Raw genomic sequence first — 15,704 nt, 5'->3', positions numbered from 1 at the left:
TTGCTGGCTTGAACTGCAGGCTATTAGCGGTTGCGAGTCAGCAGGGCCGGTTTTTCACCGCGCGGACGTGTAGGTAGCTGATCGAGTTGCTCGATGCTCGGCAGTCGGTCGATCTTTGATTCCTTGTGGATGATCACCGGTTGCCTTTCCTTCTTGGCTGCCACTTCCTGGCGCGGGCCAGCATCGCTGTCGATCCTGCGGCCTTCGTTCTTGCGGCGGGGCTGGCCGCCGCGATTGGACTGAGCCTGGCCCTGACGTTTGCCTTTGCCTGAATTGGCGCCGCCTGACGAGGCGCCGCGCGAACCGGCTGCTCGCGGCTGAGCACTGCCGGGCTGTGCGGGAGCGCCAGGACGACGACCACGACCCTGCTTGCCCTGATAGGGGCTGACGTAATCGACGCGGTTGCCGAAGTTGTCTATCTCGTCGTCGAGAAAGACTTCCGGGTCGCGATCACTGGGCAGGCGTGGCGGGCGGCTGATCGGCGCTGCGGCGTTCGCTGCAGTCGAGGCCTGGGCTGATGCTTTCGGCTTGCGGCTACGGCGGTTGCGCTCACGCTCCTTTTGCTCGCCATTGCCTTCCGCGGCCTTGGCAGCCCGTGGCTTGCGTTCGGCGTTGCGCGGCGGGCGTGGCTGGCGCGGTTCGCGGACCTCGGGTTTCTCCGCCTCTATGGTGCTGGCGTCGAAGCCCATTTGATCCCCGTCGGTGATTTTCTGCTTGGTCATCCGCTCGATGGCCTTGAGCAGTTTTTCCTCATCGGGGGCGACCAGGGAAATGGCCTCGCCACTGCGCCCGGCACGGCCGGTACGGCCAATGCGGTGCACGTAATCTTCCTCGACGTTGGGCAGCTCGAAGTTGACCACGTGGGGCAGCTGATCGATATCCAGGCCGCGGGCAGCAATGTCGGTGGCCACGAGCACGCGCACCTTGTTGGCCTTGAAGTCGGCCAGTGCCTTGGTACGAGCGTTCTGGCTCTTGTTGCCATGAATTGCGACAGCCGGCAGGCCATGCTTGTCGAGATACTCGGCGAGACGGTTGGCGCCATGCTTGGTGCGAGTGAATACCAGCACCTGCTCCCAGGCACCCTGGGTGATCAGGTGAGCCAGCAGTGCGCGTTTGTGCGAAGCCGGCAGACGGAACACACGCTGCTCGATGCGCTCGACCGTGGTATTCGGCGGCGTCACCTGAATGGTTTCAGGCTCATGCAGCAGCTTGCTGGCAAGATCAGTGATGTCTTTCGAGAAGGTGGCCGAGAACAGCAGGTTCTGGCGCTTGGTCGGCAGCTTGGCCAGGACCTTCTTCACATCATGGATGAAGCCCATGTCGAGCATGCGGTCAGCTTCATCGAGAACCAGAATTTCCACATGGGAAAGATCGATGGCTTTCTGGTTGGCCAGGTCAAGCAATCGGCCGGGGCAGGCAACCAGTACATCGACACCCTTGGCCAGGGCTTGAACCTGAGGGTTCATGCCGACGCCACCGAAGATCACCGCGCTCTTGAGCGGCAGATCACGGGCGTAGAGCTTGAAGCTGTCGTGCACCTGGGCGGCGAGTTCGCGCGTCGGTGTCAGCACCAGCACGCGCGGCTGGCGCGGGCCGTGGCGGTGTTCGCGGTCGGGATGGCCGCCCGGGAACAGAATTTCCAGTACGGGGAGGGCAAAGCCACCGGTTTTACCGGTACCCGTCTGTGCGGCGACCATCAGGTCGCGACCCTGCAACACGGCGGGAATAGCCCGCTGTTGCACGGGGGTAGGCTGGGTGTAACCGGCGGCCTCGACGGCACCGGCCAAAGCCTCGGAGAGACCGAGGGAAGCAAAGGACATGAGTAATCCTGTCTTGTATAGGGCAGGGCCCTGGGATGGTCATGCCTGACTCGAATCGCGACTGGCGTGCGATCCCGTCCGGTCCTGCCGCATTGGGTATGCTGGCATCCGGTCGTAAGCCTGGCGGAAGTGCGGAGTATAACAAAGCTTGTCGACGCCGCATTGGTGGGACAGTGTGTCAGTTCGCAGGTTCATTGAACAGCCCCCAATTTCTGCTGGGGGCTGTAGCAGAGCACCTGAATCAGCGGTTCAGGTTGAGATTTTCCCAGATGGCCAGGCTCGGTTCGGCCTGGTTCAGCGTGTAGAAATGCAGGCCCGGCGCGCCGCCGGCGAGCAGTTTCTCGCACATCTCGCTGATGACCTGAGTGCCGAAGGCCTGGATGCTGTCCATGTCGTCACCGTAAGCTTCCAGCTGCTTGCGCACCCAGCGTGGGATCTCTGCGCCGCAGGCGTCTGAGAAGCGCGCCAGCTTGCTGTAGTTGGTGATCGGCATGATGCCCGGCACGATTGGCGTATCCACACCCAGCTTGCGCACGCGCTCGACGAAGTAGAAGTAGCAGTCGGCGTTGAAGAAATACTGGGTGATGGCACTATCGGCGCCGGCCTGGGCCTTGCGCACGAAGTTGCTGAGATCGTCTTCGAAATTGCGCGCCTGGGGATGCATCTCCGGGTAGGCGGCGATTTCGATATGGAAGTGATCGCCGGTCTCGTTGCGAATGAACTCGACCAGTTCGTTGGCATAGCGCAACTCGCCGCTGGCCATGCCCATGCCCGACGGCAGGTCACCGCGCAGCGCGACGATGCGGTGAATGCCGGCGTCCTTGTAGATATTCAGCAGTTCGCGCAGCTCGGTCTTGCTGTCGCCGACGCAGGACAGGTGCGGTGCGGTGGGCACTTTCACCTCGCCGTCGAGCTGCAGCACGGTGTTCAGCGTGCGGTCGCGGGTTGAGCCACCAGCACCGTAGGTGCAGGAGAAGAAGTCCGGCTTGTATTCAGCCAGACGCCTTGCGGTGGTCAGCAGTTTTTCGTGCCCGGCTTCGGTCTTGGTGGGGAAGAACTCGAAGCTGATCGAAGGGCGGTTCGCAGAAGTCATCAGTAATTCCTTTGACTGCTTCAGGCGCAGGGTGGAAAGCGCGCAGGCTTTCCACCGCCTGGGGTGGGGAGGTGGAAAAGGCCCTTGGCCATTTCCACCTTACGGCGATCAGTAGCGGTAGCTGTCCGGCTTGAACGGGCCTTCCACGCTCACGCCGATATAGTCGGCCTGGGCCGGAGTCAGCTGGGTGATAACGCCACCGAAGCCCTTGACCATCTCCAGTGCCACTTCTTCGTCGAGTTTCTTAGGCAGCACTTCCACGGTCAGGCGCTCGGCCTTGTGCGCGGGCAGCATGTCGGCGAACTTTTGCTCGAACAGGAAGATCTGCGCCAGTACCTGGTTGGCGAAGGAGCCATCCATGATGCGGCTCGGGTGGCCGGTGGCGTTGCCCAGGTTCACCAGGCGGCCTTCGGCCAGCAGAATCAGATAGTCATCGTTGGCCGGGTCGAAGCTATCAGGGCCGGTGCGGTGGATCTTGTGCACCTGCGGCTTGACCTCTTCCCATGCCCAGTTCTTGCGCATGAAGGCGGTGTCGATCTCGTTGTCGAAGTGACCGATGTTGCACACCACGGCGCGCTTCTTCAGCGCCTTGAGCATGCCGGCGTCGCAGACATTGGCATTGCCGGTGGTGGTGACGATCAGGTCGATCTTGCCCAGCAGCGCGGCGTCGATGCAGGCATCGGTGCCGTCATTGATACCGTTCTTGTACGGGGAAACCAGCTCGAAGCCGTCCATGCAGGCCTGCATGGCGCAGATCGGGTCGATCTCCGAAACCTTGACGATCATGCCTTCCTGGCGCAGCGACTGGGCCGAGCCCTTGCCCACGTCGCCGTAGCCGATCACCAGCGCCTGCTTGCCTGACAGCAAGTGGTCGGTGCCGCGCTTGATGGCGTCGTTGAGGCTGTGACGGCAGCCGTACTTGTTGTCGTTCTTGCTCTTGGTAACCGCGTCGTTGACGTTGATTGCGGGGACTTTCAGAGTGCCGGCCTTGAGCATGTCCAGCAGGCGATGCACGCCGGTGGTGGTCTCTTCGGTGATGCCGTGGACCTTCTCCAGCACCTGCGGGTACTTCTCATGGAGGATCTGGGTCAGGTCGCCACCGTCGTCCAGCACCATATTGGCGTCCCAAGGCTGGCCATCCTTGAGGATGGTCTGCTCGATGCACCACTCGTACTCTTCTTCGGTCTCGCCCTTCCAGGCAAATACCGGAATGCCGGCGGCGGCAATGGCGGCAGCGGCCTGATCCTGGGTGGAGAAGATGTTGCAGGAGGACCAGCGGACCTCGGCGCCCAGCGCGACCAGGGTCTCGATCAGCACGGCGGTCTGGATGGTCATGTGGATGCAGCCGAGGATTTTCGCGCCCTTGAGCGGCTGTTCGGCGGCGTACTTGCGGCGCAGGCCCATCAGCGCGGGCATTTCGGACTCGGCGATGACGATTTCGCGGCGGCCCCAGGCGGCCAGGGAAATGTCGGCGACTTTGAAATCGTTGAAATCGGCAGGCGTCATGACAGCACTCATTAAAGAGTCTCCATTCGTTTTTTGTGCGAATGGGCGCCGTTGATGCGTTTTAGGAAACGCCCCATCCGAGCCTGACAGGTGGACCTGATCTGAATCCGCTGCGGCGCGACATCGGGGCGCGTGGCTTGCGAGATTCAAACAGGCTTTCGCCCTGCTGCAGCGCCCCTCGGACAGGTGGCGGGCACGGCCGAACGGAGTCGGCAGTGTGAAACCCGGCGATTATAACTGCGCAGCCGGCTGCGGCCAATCCTGCATATCGGTTTGCGGGCCGAACTTGCCTGTTGCAAAGGCGGTCAATCAAGGAAGTTCGGTGACCACCGCCGGGCGCAATCAAAGGAGCTTTCAGAATGACTCTGCTGCGTTCCATATTGCTTGCCATCGTCGCCCTGTCGAGCCTTCCGGCGGCCGCGAATTCCTGTTACGTAACTGTCGAAACCTCCGCGGCGGTGCCGCCGCCTGTGGTCACCGAGAAATGCTTCGAGTATCAGGGCATGGAGACCAAGGACATCGAATGGGTATGCCAGAACGATGAAGCGGTGGAGAGCTCGCGCCGTGAGCTGCGGGACAGTTGCCCGTCGGGTCACTTCGGTATCTGCACCGCAGCCATAACCCCTGAAACCCTTGCCAACGAGCAGGCTACCGGCAGCCAGGCCACGGACACTCCGATGCCGACGACCGTGCCGGAGGATGCACGCATCGTGACTTATCACTACGAGGCAAGTGATCAAGCCCAGGCCAAGATCGACTGCGAGAGTGCCGGTGGGGAGTGGTCGCAGTAACAGGCTGTTAAAAAACGCTGCTGCACCGGCTGGCTGCGACAAAACGACTCCAGGCCCTGATGAATCGCCGCTTTTGCTGCAGTTTTACCTCAACAGAATGCGCTCGCCACCGTGGATCAAACGGCTTCAAGGTTGGTGAATCAGGCGCCAGCAGGGATAATCGCCGGCTTTCGTATTGCCGGGTAATCGAACCATGAAACTGATGCCGTTGAGTTTGTCTCTGGTCGCGCTACTGGCGCTGGCTGGTTGTGATCGCATCGACCCTGATTCGCCGCTGGGCAAGCGCAAGGCGATCTATCAGGCGATGCTGGATACCAAGGAGGATCTCGGCGGCATGCTGCGTGGGCGTTTGGTATTCGATTCGCAGGCGTTCGTGACCGGTGCCGCGCGGCTTGATGAACTGTCGCGTCAGCCCTGGCAGCACTACCCGGAGGTGAAGGAGGCGCAGAGTGACGCGCGTGACGACGTCTGGCAGCGCCAGGAGCGTTTCAACGAGCTGGCGCGCGAACTGGAAGCCCACACCGCTGCGCTGGTTGCGGTAACTACCGCCGCAGAGCCAACACCTGAAAGTGTCGCGCCCGCCATGCAGCGGATCGAGGACGCTTGCGAAGCTTGTCACAAGGAGTTCCGCGCCTACTGATCGGCAGCCTCAGGGGCGCAAGGATTCGAGCTTTTCCCGCGTCTTGGCGAGCTGGTTGCGGCGCAGCTCGATCAGTTGAGCATCGCCGGTGCTCAAGGCCTCACGCAGTAGCGCCTCGCGCCGTTCGACCTGGCGCAGAGTCTGCTGATGCTCCACCTGGCCGGGTCCCAGGGTGGTCAATCCGCGGCACACTTCGGTCAGGCCCTGCAGTTCGGCGCTGAGCCGGTTCTGCTGCAGCCTGTCGCCTTGCAGCCGCGCCTGCTGCAATTGCTCGCGTAACGACTGACGCTGTTCGCTGCAGCCGATGGCGGCATCGGCCGCGATTGCCTGCAGTGAGCCAGAGGCGGCGCAAGCGAATATCAGGGCAATCGGCAAATGTCTGAATGACATGCGTCGCCTCCATAATTGTTTTCAAGGGTTATGTCGACCGCTCCAGCCGTTGAAAGTCCCTTAGAACTTTTCTCGAATTAGGCTCTGTACGAAAAGTGCCTGCGCTCGGTGATGCTTCGTTAAAAAGGGTTCGGAATGCTCATTTACAGCTCGTAAACTCCGCTTCCTCACCCGTTTTTGCCTCGCCTGACCTTCGCTCGACGACTTTTCGTACACATCCTAGGGAGCGCGCCGGTTCTAATGCTCTGAAGCGCGGCGCGCACCGGCCGGCTTGTAGGCAATTTTCGCTCAACCCGCTGGGCATTGCTGCCTGGCTCTCAAAAGTGCAGTTCTAGAAGCCGGCTATCCCTGCCTGGCGCAGACGCTCGCGCAGCGGTTGCAGCTGCTCGGAGTTGAAGAAGGCAAGCAGCTGGCGTGCCCGTGTCGGACCGATGTCGGGCTGGGCTTGCCATTGCGCTGCGCTGCGGCTGGCCAGGGTGTTCCAGTCTGCATCGGTCTCAAGGGGAAGCCGGGAGGGCAGGCCCAGTGCTTGCAGCCATAGCGTCAGCGGCCGGTTGCGGGCCTGGTCGAAGGTGCTGACCAAGGCCTCAGCCCGTGTTTCACCAATGCCGGCGACCTGCTGCAAGACCTCTTTGTCCAGCTCCAGCCAGGCCAGCAGATCGGGCAGTAGACCTGCGTCCAGCAGTGCCTGCCAGGTACCGGCACCTATACCGGGCAAATCCAGCCCCTGTTTGCCGCTCAGCCAGTTCAATCGTGCGAGGAACTGCTGCTCGCAGCTAGGTGTGGGCTGCCAGCAACTGCCGGGATGATATTGCCCAGGATCGGGCGCGACGACCGCTGGTCGCTCGCTGGCGCGCCAGATCACTGCGCCCAGCTGGGGAATGGCCTGGCCGCTGAGCACGACAGACACCTGATCGCCGGGGCGGATATCCAGCTTCTGCCAGCGCTTGAGCGAGCCCAGGCTAAGGGTGCGGATCTGGCGGTCGTCCAGTTGCACCGGTTCGAGCTGCAGCAGTGGAGTGATCCGGCCGCTGCGGCCGATGCGAAATTCCACGGTACGTACCTGAGCCAATGCACTGCGTAATGGATATTTCCAGGCGGCTGCCCAATGCGGTTCGGCTTGCCAGCGTTCGGCTGGCGGTCGTTGCCCCTGGCGCAGCACCACCCCGTCGCTGGCGAACGGCAACGGCTGGCGATACCACTGCTCGCGCCAGTGGCGGGCCTGGTCGAAACTCGTCAATGGCCGGGTAAAGCTCTGACTGTCGGCGAAGCCCAGTGCTGCAAGGTGTTCGAGCCGGGCTGGCATGGTCTGCGGGCCATTGGGCCAATCCCAGACGAACAGGCCGATGGCCGCCGCAGTGCCTGCGTCGAGTCGGTTTCGGGCCATGGCACCGGCGACTCGACTGCGGGCGCCGCTACCTCCGGCTTCGGCCTGCACATGGCTTTCCAGTCGCCAATAGAGTTCACCCTGCAGGATCACCTCGCCAGCGGCCGACAGTTGCTGCGGAATTGCCGGCAGTTGCCGGGCATGGGCTGTCCAGTCCTGGCCACTGGCGCCGTCGCCACGGCTGATGAGTTGCTGTAACTGGCCGTCGCGATAGACCAGAGTCGCGGCCACGCCGTCGACCTTGGGTTGTATCCACAGGTCGCTGCGTCGTTCGATCCAGTCACGCACGGCCGCTTCGTCAGCCAGTTTGCCCAGCCCGGTTTGCCGGACGGGATGCATCACCGGGCCTGCGGCAGTGGCTAGCGGATCGACTTCCGCAGCGCCGCGTTCAGGAAAACAGCGATACCACTGATGCAGGCGTGCACGGCTCTGGTCGTAGATTTCGTCATCCACCAGCGACAGGCCGCGGCGATGGTAGGCCTCGTTCCAGGTGCTCAGTTGCTGTTGCAGGTTGAGGATTTCCTGTCGTGCCCGGGCGGCGTCCCAGTCGGGACAGGCAGCGAGACAGAGGGGTGAAATAAGGCATAGCGATAACGCAATCAGGCGTTGCATGGCGAGCATCCTTGCTCCGAATTAAAGACCGGCCCCGCGTCATTTCCGGGCGCGGTATTGTCGCTTCCTTCGGAGTGACGGACTGTGCGTCAGCGCATATCGAACAGCTCCTGATGGAAATCGTCTGGCGCCAGCCCGCGGGCTTGCAGGTCCTTGCGCAGGTCCTGGGCGAAGCCTGTCGGACCGCAAAACCAGATATCGCAGTCCTGCCAATGCGGTGCCAGCTGGCGCAGCCGCTCGGGGGTCAGGCGTCCGTCCCGGCTGGCGACCAGTACGTGCAGCCGCACTCCGGCCTTCTCGGCCAACCGCTGTATGCGTTCGATGAAGACGCTATCCGGTGCGCTGGTGCTGTAGAACAGGTCGACCTGAGCACCCTGGCCACTATCGGCCAGTGCCTGCAGCTGGCCAATGAAGGGAGCGATGCCGATGCCGCCGGCAACCCAGATCTGCCCCGGCTTGTCGCTGTTGAAATCGAAGCAGCCATAGGGGCCTTCGACCTTGACTGCATCTCCCACCTTGAGGCATTCCGGCAGGGTGCGGGTGTAATCACCCAGGCCTTTGATGGAGAAGGCCAGCATGCCGTCGTTGCGCCACGCCGAAGAAAGGCTGAACGGGTGCGGGCCTTCCTTGCGGTCGAAGGTGACGAAGGCGAACTGCCCGGCCTTGTGCCCCGGCCAGGCGCCGGCCAGCATGATTTCGACGCGCAGCACCTGGTTGTCGCGGTGATGGGTCAGGCTGTGGATGTGGCCGACCACCTGATGCTTGCGCCCGATACGGCGGCTGAGCGAGATAAAAGCCGCGACGCTACCGGCGAGCATCATGATCGCCAGCAGCAGGCCGAGTGGCTGACTCCACCAGGCAGGTGGCGTCAGTACCACCGAGTGCAGTACCAGCACCAGATAAACCAGCGCCAGCCAGCGGTGAGTCTTGAAGAACCAGTGATAGGGGAAGCGTTTGACCAGCGCCAGCACCAGCAGGATCGCCGCCGCATAAAAGGCCCATTCGCCGAGATCCTCGGCAGTGTGGCGGAAGCCATGCAGCCAGCCGAAGAAGCCTTCCGGCCCGCCGGCACCGCCCTTGACCGGCTTGGTCAGCCAGCCCCAGCCCACCAGCCATTTCGGAATCTGCGCCCAGCCCCAGTGAAGGATGCCGAGCACCAGGGCGCTGATGCCCAGCCATTTGTGCAGGCGGTAGGTCTTGTCCAGGCCGTCGAAGAAGCGCTCGAAACGTCCCGGTCGTGCGGCCAGCAGCATGGCTACGCTCATCGCGCCTATCGCCAGCATGCCGCTGTATTCGACCAGCATTTTGCGGATCGGCCAGAAGTTGTAGCGCGGCAGGGCGAGCCCGCCAGCCAATAGCCACAGTAGCGTCAGGCCGATGAGCAGCGCCACGAACGTGAGCTTGATGGGTTTCATTTGCACAGGCCTCCACACGCCGGAGTTTCAATCATGCTTGCGGACCTGATCGGCTGCCATGACCTTGGTCATCTGGCGTGATTCAATGCCCTGTCAGATTTTCCCGGAGATACCTTGTGCACCACGTGATCAGCATCGAACAGCTCAGCAAGACCTACGCCTCCGGCCACCCGGCGCTGAAAACCATCGATTTGCAGATCCGCAGGGGGGAGATCTTCGCTCTGCTCGGGCCCAACGGTGCCGGCAAGACCACGCTGATCAGCATCATCTGCGGCATCGTCAATCCGGGCGCTGGGCGGGTGCTGGTCGATGGCCACGACATCGTTCGCGACTATCGCGCGGCGCGCTCGAAGATCGGCCTGGTCCCGCAGGAGCTGTACAACGAGGGCTTCGAGAGCGTCTGGGCGACGGTGCGGTTTTCTCGCGGGCTGTTCGGCAAGAAGCCCAACGACGCCTATCTTGAGAAGATCCTTCGCGACCTGTCCCTGTGGGACAAGCGTGATGCACGCATCCTTGACCTGTCCGGCGGCATGAAGCGCCGGGTGATGATCGCCAAGGCGCTGTCCCACGAGCCGTCGATCCTGTTTCTCGACGAACCCACGGCCGGCGTTGACGTCGAGTTGCGTCGCGACATGTGGGAAATGGTGCGCGGCCTGCGCGAGAGTGGGGTGACCATCATCCTCACCACCCACTACATCGAGGAGGCCGAGGAGATGGCCGACCGCATCGGCGTGATCCGCCAGGGCGAGATCATTCTGGTGGAAGACAAGGACGTGCTGATGCACAAGCTCGGCAAGAAGCAGCTGACCCTGATCCTGCAGCAGCCCCTCGCTGCACTGCCGGCCGGGCTTGAGACGTTCCAGCTGGAGCTTTCCGCCGACGGCACGCAGCTGGTCTACACCTTCGATGCCCAGCACGAGCACACCGGCATTGCCGACCTGCTCAAATGTCTGGGTGAGCACGGCATTGATTTCAAGGACCTGCAGTCAAGCCAGAGTTCGCTGGAGGAAATTTTCGTCAACCTGGTCAAGGGCAGCCGCACATGAATTTTTATGCGATCCGCGCCATCTACCTGTTCGAGCTGGCCCGTACCTGGCGCACCCTGCTGCAGAGCATCGCCACGCCGGTCATCTCTACTTCGCTTTATTTCGTCGTGTTCGGCTCGGCCATCGGCGCGCGGATGGAGGCCATGCACGGCATACCCTACGCCGCCTTCATCATCCCCGGCCTGATCATGATGGCACTGCTCACCGAGAGCATTTCCAACGCCTCGTTCGGCATCTATATGCCGCGCTATTCGGGGACCATCTACGAGGTGCTGTCGGCGCCGGTGTCCTACGTGGAGATCGTCATCGGCTACGTCGGCGCGGCGGCGACCAAGTCGATCATCCTCGGCGTGATCATCCTGGTTACCGCCAGGCTGTTCGTTGACTATGAAATCCAGCACCCGCTGCTGATGGCGCTGTTCCTGGTGCTGACCGCGGTGACCTTCTGCCTGTTCGGTTTCATCATCGGGATCTGGGCCGATGGCTGGGAGAAGCTGCAGATCGTGCCCTCGCTGATCGTCATGCCGCTGGCCTTCCTCGGCGGCAGTTTCTACTCCATCGAGATGCTGCCGCCGTTGTGGCAGAAGATCACCCTGTTCAACCCGGTGGTGTACCTGATCAGCGGCTTCCGCTGGAGTTTTTACGGTGTGTCGGACATCGGCGTTGGCGTCAGCCTGGCGATGATCTTCGGCTTCCTCGTGCTGTGCCTGGGGCTGGTCTGGTGGATCTTCCGCACCGGTTATCGGCTGAAGAACTGAAGGCCCAACAAAAAGCCCCGCGCGGTCTTCACCGGCGGGGCTGTTCTCGCTGCTGTAGGGAGGATCACGCTTTATCGATCCACCGGGTGGCGGCCCACCGGGTGGCGATCCGCCGAGTAGAGCCATGGTGGATGTAAAGAAGCGACATCCACCCTACGCCTTGCCTTAGAGGCCCGCAGCTGCGCGCAGAGCCTCGGCCTTGTCGGTCTTTTCCCAGGTGAAGGCGGTAAAGGTGTCGTTGCCTACCGTCATCTCGCGGGGTGTGCGGCCGAAGTGGCCGTAGGCCGCGGTGGCCTGGTACATCGGGTGCAGCAGGTCGAGCATGGTGGTGATCGCGTAGGGGCGCAGGTCGAACGTCTCGCGGACCAGCTCGATGATCTTCTCTTCGGCGATCTTGTGCGTGCCGAAGGTGTTGATCGAAATCGAGGTCGGCAGGGCCACGCCGATGGCGTAGGAAACCTGGATCTCGCAGCGATCGGCCAGGCCGGCGGCGACGATGTTCTTGGCCACGTAGCGACCGGCATAAGCTGCAGAGCGGTCGACCTTGGACGGATCCTTGCCGGAGAAGGCGCCGCCGCCGTGACGGGCCATGCCGCCGTAGGTGTCGACGATGATCTTGCGACCGGTCAGGCCGCAGTCGCCCACCGGTCCGCCGATGACGAACAGGCCGGTCGGGTTGATGTGGTACTGGGTGTCCTTGTGCAGCAGCTCGGCGGGCAGGCAGTGCTTGACGATCAGCTCCATCACCGCTTCGCGCAGGTCGCTCTGCTTGACGTCCGGGTTGTGCTGGGTGGACAGCACCACGGCGTCGATACCCACCACCTTGCCGTTCTCGTAGCGGCAGGTGACCTGGCTCTTGGCATCCGGGCGCAACCACGGCAGCAGGCCGTTCTTGCGTGCTTCGGCCTGGCGCTCGACCAGGCGATGCGAGAAGCAGATTGGTGCCGGCATCAATACGTCGGTTTCGTTGCTGGCGTAGCCGAACATCAGGCCCTGGTCGCCAGCGCCCTGATCTTCCGGCTTGGAGCGGTCGACGCCCTGGGCGATATCCACCGACTGCTTGCCGATGATGTTGAGTACGCCGCAGGTGGCACCGTCAAAGCCGACTTCGGAGCTGGTGTAGCCGATGTCGATGATGACGTCGCGGACGATCTGCTCCAGATCGACCCAGGCGCTGGTGGTGACTTCACCGGCAACGATGGCCACGCCGGTCTTGACCAGGGTTTCACAGGCCACACGGGCGTGTTTGTCCTCGGCGATGATGGCGTCCAGCACCGCATCGGAGATCTGGTCGGCGATCTTGTCCGGATGCCCTTCGGACACGGACTCGGAGGTAAAAATCGAGTATTCGCTCATCTATCGGTTTCCTGTTACCGGAGGGTGAGTCGGTTGTCAGTGGCAGGCCGGGAAAAATGCCGAGCCTGGATCTGAAAACCGTTCTTCAAGCCAATGTAGAGACTCTCGCCAGGCGTGAGTCCCGCAGCATCGGCCCAGTGGGCCAGATCGTCCTGTTCAAAGCCCAGCCAGAGATCGCCGCAGGCCTCCCTGGCCCAGCTCTGGTTATGGCTGCACAGCTCGGTGATCAGCAGGCTACCGCCTGTCTTCACCAGCCGCGCCAGTTGTTTCATTGCCTCCCCCGGAGCCGCCAGATGGTGCAGAACCATGTTCAGCACCACGCAATCGGCCGGAGGGCAGTCGTCGTGCAGGGCATCGGCGAGCTTTAGTTCGACATTGCCCAGGCCTTCCTGCTCACAGCGTTTGTGTGCCAGCTCCAGCATCGCCGGGCTGTTGTCCAGCGCCACCACGTGGGCAAAGCGCCGTGCCAGCTCGGGCAGGAAGCTGCCGTCGCCGGGGCCGACTTCCAGCGCGGTGGCGCTGGTGCCGAGGTTGAGTGCGTCGAGTAGCGCCAGCACGCTGTCGCGGTACTGGGGCAGGCCGGCGATCAGATCCTGGCGTGCCTGGAAGCTGCCGGCCATGCGCGCGAAAAAATCTTCGCTGGCGGCGCTGCGCTGGGCGTGAACCGCTGAGATCCGGGACTGAACGTCTTCCGGCAGCTGCAGCTGATCGACTTCTTCCAGCAGGGCCGCATGCAGCGTGCCGCCCAGGCTGTCGCTCTGGGGCAGGGCACGGCGGTAGAAGATCGCATTGCCCTCGCGGCGCGTGGCCAGCAGGCCGGCCTGGGTCAGCACCTTGAGGTGATGGCTGATCCCCGACTGACCGGTAGCGAAAATCTGCGCCAGCTCCAGCACGCCGAAGGAGTCACTGGCCAGTGCGCGCATGATCTTCAGCCGCAACGTATCGCCGCCGGCCTTGCACAGGGCGGCGAGCTGGTCGCTGTCATCGGGTGAGATTCGGGAAATACGCAGGCTCATGGGTGAGGCAGTCTAGTCGCTGGTTTTTCGTCCAGCAATGGCAATATCAAAATATTTTGATATTGGACAAGGCTCTCAGCTCATAAGGCTGGCGATACCCAGGGCGCAAGAGCCCAGGCCGAGGCCCAACAAGCACAGGTTGGGCAGGATGCGTAGCATCGGTGCGGCTCTTCGGCTGCCGCTCAGATGCCGCGACAGCAGGCTGTAGGCCAGCAGAATGCTCAGGTCGATGCTTATCCAGATGACGATCAGCGCCGGCGCCTGAGTGGCGAGGGGCTGCTTCGGCGAGATAAAGGTGGGTAGAAAGGCGAGAAAGAACAGAATGTCCTTGGGGTTGGACAAGCCAACCATCAGGGCCCGCCAAAAATAATGCGCCTCGCTGCCCTGGGTCGGGGACGTTTCGCTCTCTCTCAGCAAGCCGCCCGCGCCAAGCCCAATCAGATAGAGCCCGCCGAGTACCTGGCCTGCTTCGAGGATGAATGGCTCCAGATCCAGCGCCAGATGGATCAGCAGCAATGCGGCGGTGAGCAGGATCAGCGCCGCGGTGACGCCGCCGAAGATGGTCCACAGTGGCCAGCGCAGTCGGGCGTCCGCTACCACCAGGGCCACCACCGGGCCGGGAGAGGCAATCAGCACGGCGACTGCGGCAGCGAAGCCGAGGTAGGTTGCCGTCATGGCTTGCAAGGCTCGTTATGCATGGCATTCTCTGACTTTTAGTTATGGCTATGGGTAGCAAAACCGTAGCGGCCTGTTCAGTCGTGTTCAGGCTGGGCCAGCGGGGTCTCCGAGGAAGTATCGGGCGCAAACGGCTCTCGGGAAAACGGATATAACAATCGGAAAGGATGAGTTTTAGTTATGACGACGCTGGCACCACGACTACCCCCTCTCTACGCACTGCGCGCTTTCGAAGCGGCGGCGCGTCTGGGTTCGTTCACGCAGGCAGCACAAAGCCTGTGCATCACCCAAAGCGCGGTGAGCCGGCACGTGAAAACGCTGGAGGAGCACCTTGGCTGCCGGCTATTCGAGCGGTCCGGCTCGCGGCTGGCGTTGACTGATACGGGGCGGCGGCTGGCGCATGAGCTCGGGACAGGCTTTCGCAGCATTGAAAGCGCCTGCGCTGCGGTGAGTCGCCGGCAGGGTGATCTCAGGCTCAAGGCGCCCTCAACGCTGACCATGCGCTGGCTGCTGGAGGTGCTGGAGAGTTTCCATCTGGCCCAGCCACAAGGCCGGGTACAGCTCACCAGCGTATGGATGGATGTGGATTCGGTGGATTTTCACAGTGAGCCGTTCGACTGCGCGATTCTGCTGGGCAGCGGTGATTTTCCACCCGGCTGTCAGCGGCTCCGGCTGTTCGATGAGTGGCTGGTGCCGGTTTGTGCGCCGACATTGAATGGTGGCGAGCGTTGGTCGGCGCAACACTTGTCCGAGGCTGAGCTGATTCACCCGTCGCGCGACTGCCGTGACTGGCGGCGCTGGCTGCAACGGACCGGGCTTGTCGAGACGGTCGCCTGGCAGCGCGGCATGGTCTTCGACAGCCTGGAGCTGGGGATTGGTGCAGCGATTCAGGGGCGCGGGGTTTCAGTGGCCGATCTGGCGCTGGTGAGTGCCGAGTTGCGCAGGGGTACCCTGGTGCTGCCGTTCGAGCCGGCGGTGCGTACTGGCGACAGTTATTACCTTGTCTGGCCCGCGGATCGCGATGAGCCGGCCGCATTGGTTCGCCTGCGTGAATATCTGCTGCAACATCTGCCGCAGATCACCGATCAGCGGGTCAGTCTGCTGGATTAAGGGCCGGGCAGGGTGCGGCAGGGTGCGTAAAGCCATTCAATCATTGCCCCGCCGTCGCCACTGGGGGAAAATGCCGGCCTTTCCGTGAT

General features: G+C 62.6%; 14 protein-coding genes and 1 riboswitch. Of the genes, 5 read left to right on the top strand and 9 right to left on the bottom strand.

Annotated elements, in window-relative coordinates:
- Positions 1 to 23: 23 nt before the first annotated feature.
- From BN1079_RS09980 to ahcY, 3 genes are all read right to left on the bottom strand, one after another.
- Positions 24 to 1,820 carry an RNA helicase RhlE2 gene (locus BN1079_RS09980; RefSeq protein ID WP_037024067.1) on the bottom strand — a complete coding sequence of 599 codons (1,797 nt, stop codon included), beginning with the start codon at positions 1,818 to 1,820 and terminating at the stop codon, positions 24 to 26.
- Between the two features lie 241 nt (positions 1,821 to 2,061).
- Positions 2,062 to 2,913 carry a methylenetetrahydrofolate reductase [NAD(P)H] gene (gene metF / locus BN1079_RS09975; protein WP_037024066.1) on the bottom strand — a complete coding sequence of 284 codons (852 nt, stop codon included), beginning with the start codon at positions 2,911 to 2,913 and terminating at the stop codon, positions 2,062 to 2,064.
- Positions 2,914 to 3,021: 108 nt separating this feature from the next.
- A complete protein-coding gene (ahcY, locus tag BN1079_RS09970; RefSeq protein WP_037024064.1) occupies positions 3,022 to 4,431 on the bottom strand; it encodes an adenosylhomocysteinase in 1,410 nt (469 codons plus the stop codon).
- 24 nt (positions 4,432 to 4,455) lie between these two features.
- A riboswitch (S-adenosyl-L-homocysteine riboswitch) is annotated at positions 4,456 to 4,605 on the bottom strand.
- A 173-nt stretch (positions 4,606 to 4,778) separates the two neighbouring features.
- On the opposite strand from ahcY, the gene BN1079_RS09965 reads away from it, so the two are divergent.
- Complete coding sequence (locus BN1079_RS09965; protein WP_037024063.1) at positions 4,779 to 5,210, top strand: hypothetical protein; 432 nt, start codon at positions 4,779 to 4,781, stop codon at positions 5,208 to 5,210.
- 193 nt (positions 5,211 to 5,403) lie between these two features.
- Positions 5,404 to 5,850, top strand: coding sequence for a c-type cytochrome (locus BN1079_RS09960; RefSeq protein ID WP_037024061.1), 447 nt, complete (start codon positions 5,404 to 5,406; stop codon positions 5,848 to 5,850).
- 9 nt (positions 5,851 to 5,859) lie between these two features.
- Here BN1079_RS09960 and BN1079_RS09955 read toward each other — a convergent pair whose 3' ends face one another.
- The 3 genes from BN1079_RS09955 to BN1079_RS09945 form a co-directional block, all read right to left on the bottom strand.
- Positions 5,860 to 6,240: a DUF1090 domain-containing protein gene (locus tag BN1079_RS09955; protein ID WP_037024060.1), complete on the bottom strand. Its 381-nt coding sequence runs from the start codon at positions 6,238 to 6,240 to the stop codon at positions 5,860 to 5,862.
- A gap of 331 nt (positions 6,241 to 6,571) precedes the next feature.
- Positions 6,572 to 8,239 carry an NAD-dependent DNA ligase LigB gene (gene ligB, locus BN1079_RS09950; protein WP_037024059.1) on the bottom strand — a complete coding sequence of 556 codons (1,668 nt, stop codon included), beginning with the start codon at positions 8,237 to 8,239 and terminating at the stop codon, positions 6,572 to 6,574.
- Between the two features lie 89 nt (positions 8,240 to 8,328).
- Positions 8,329 to 9,654 (bottom strand): ferredoxin reductase family protein, encoded by a 1,326-nt coding sequence (locus tag BN1079_RS09945; protein WP_037024058.1) that lies wholly within the window; start codon positions 9,652 to 9,654, stop codon positions 8,329 to 8,331.
- Between the two features lie 116 nt (positions 9,655 to 9,770).
- Here BN1079_RS09945 and BN1079_RS09940 point away from each other — a divergent pair, with 116 nt between their 5' ends.
- Together BN1079_RS09940 and BN1079_RS09935 are read left to right on the top strand one after the other, a co-directional pair.
- Positions 9,771 to 10,700: an ABC transporter ATP-binding protein gene (locus BN1079_RS09940; RefSeq protein ID WP_037024057.1), complete on the top strand. Its 930-nt coding sequence runs from the start codon at positions 9,771 to 9,773 to the stop codon at positions 10,698 to 10,700.
- A complete protein-coding gene (locus BN1079_RS09935) occupies positions 10,697 to 11,458 on the top strand; it encodes an ABC transporter permease (protein WP_037024056.1) in 762 nt (253 codons plus the stop codon). The genes BN1079_RS09940 and BN1079_RS09935 overlap by 4 nt, the downstream gene beginning before the upstream one ends.
- A gap of 165 nt (positions 11,459 to 11,623) precedes the next feature.
- On the opposite strand, the gene metK is transcribed toward BN1079_RS09935, so the two are convergent.
- The 3 genes from metK to BN1079_RS09920 form a co-directional block, all read right to left on the bottom strand.
- Positions 11,624 to 12,814, bottom strand: a complete 1,191-nt coding sequence (gene metK / locus BN1079_RS09930; RefSeq protein ID WP_037024055.1) for a methionine adenosyltransferase — start codon at positions 12,812 to 12,814, stop codon at positions 11,624 to 11,626.
- Between the two features lie 14 nt (positions 12,815 to 12,828).
- Positions 12,829 to 13,830, bottom strand: a complete 1,002-nt coding sequence (locus tag BN1079_RS09925) for an ArsR/SmtB family transcription factor (protein WP_037024054.1) — start codon at positions 13,828 to 13,830, stop codon at positions 12,829 to 12,831.
- 75 nt (positions 13,831 to 13,905) lie between these two features.
- Positions 13,906 to 14,505 (bottom strand): LysE family translocator, encoded by a 600-nt coding sequence (locus tag BN1079_RS09920; protein WP_037024053.1) that lies wholly within the window; start codon positions 14,503 to 14,505, stop codon positions 13,906 to 13,908.
- A 189-nt stretch (positions 14,506 to 14,694) separates the two neighbouring features.
- Here BN1079_RS09920 and BN1079_RS09915 point away from each other — a divergent pair, with 189 nt between their 5' ends.
- The gene (locus BN1079_RS09915; protein WP_280525846.1) at positions 14,695 to 15,615 is read left to right on the top strand and encodes a LysR substrate-binding domain-containing protein; all 921 of its coding nucleotides are present in this window, start codon (positions 14,695 to 14,697) and stop codon (positions 15,613 to 15,615) included.
- Positions 15,616 to 15,704: the final 89 nt, after the last annotated feature.

The sequence above is a fragment of the Pseudomonas saudiphocaensis genome (genome assembly GCF_000756775.1).
Taxonomy (GTDB): Bacteria; Pseudomonadota; Gammaproteobacteria; order Pseudomonadales; family Pseudomonadaceae; genus Stutzerimonas; species Stutzerimonas saudiphocaensis.
This window is presented reverse-complemented; position numbering and strand designations above follow the sequence as displayed.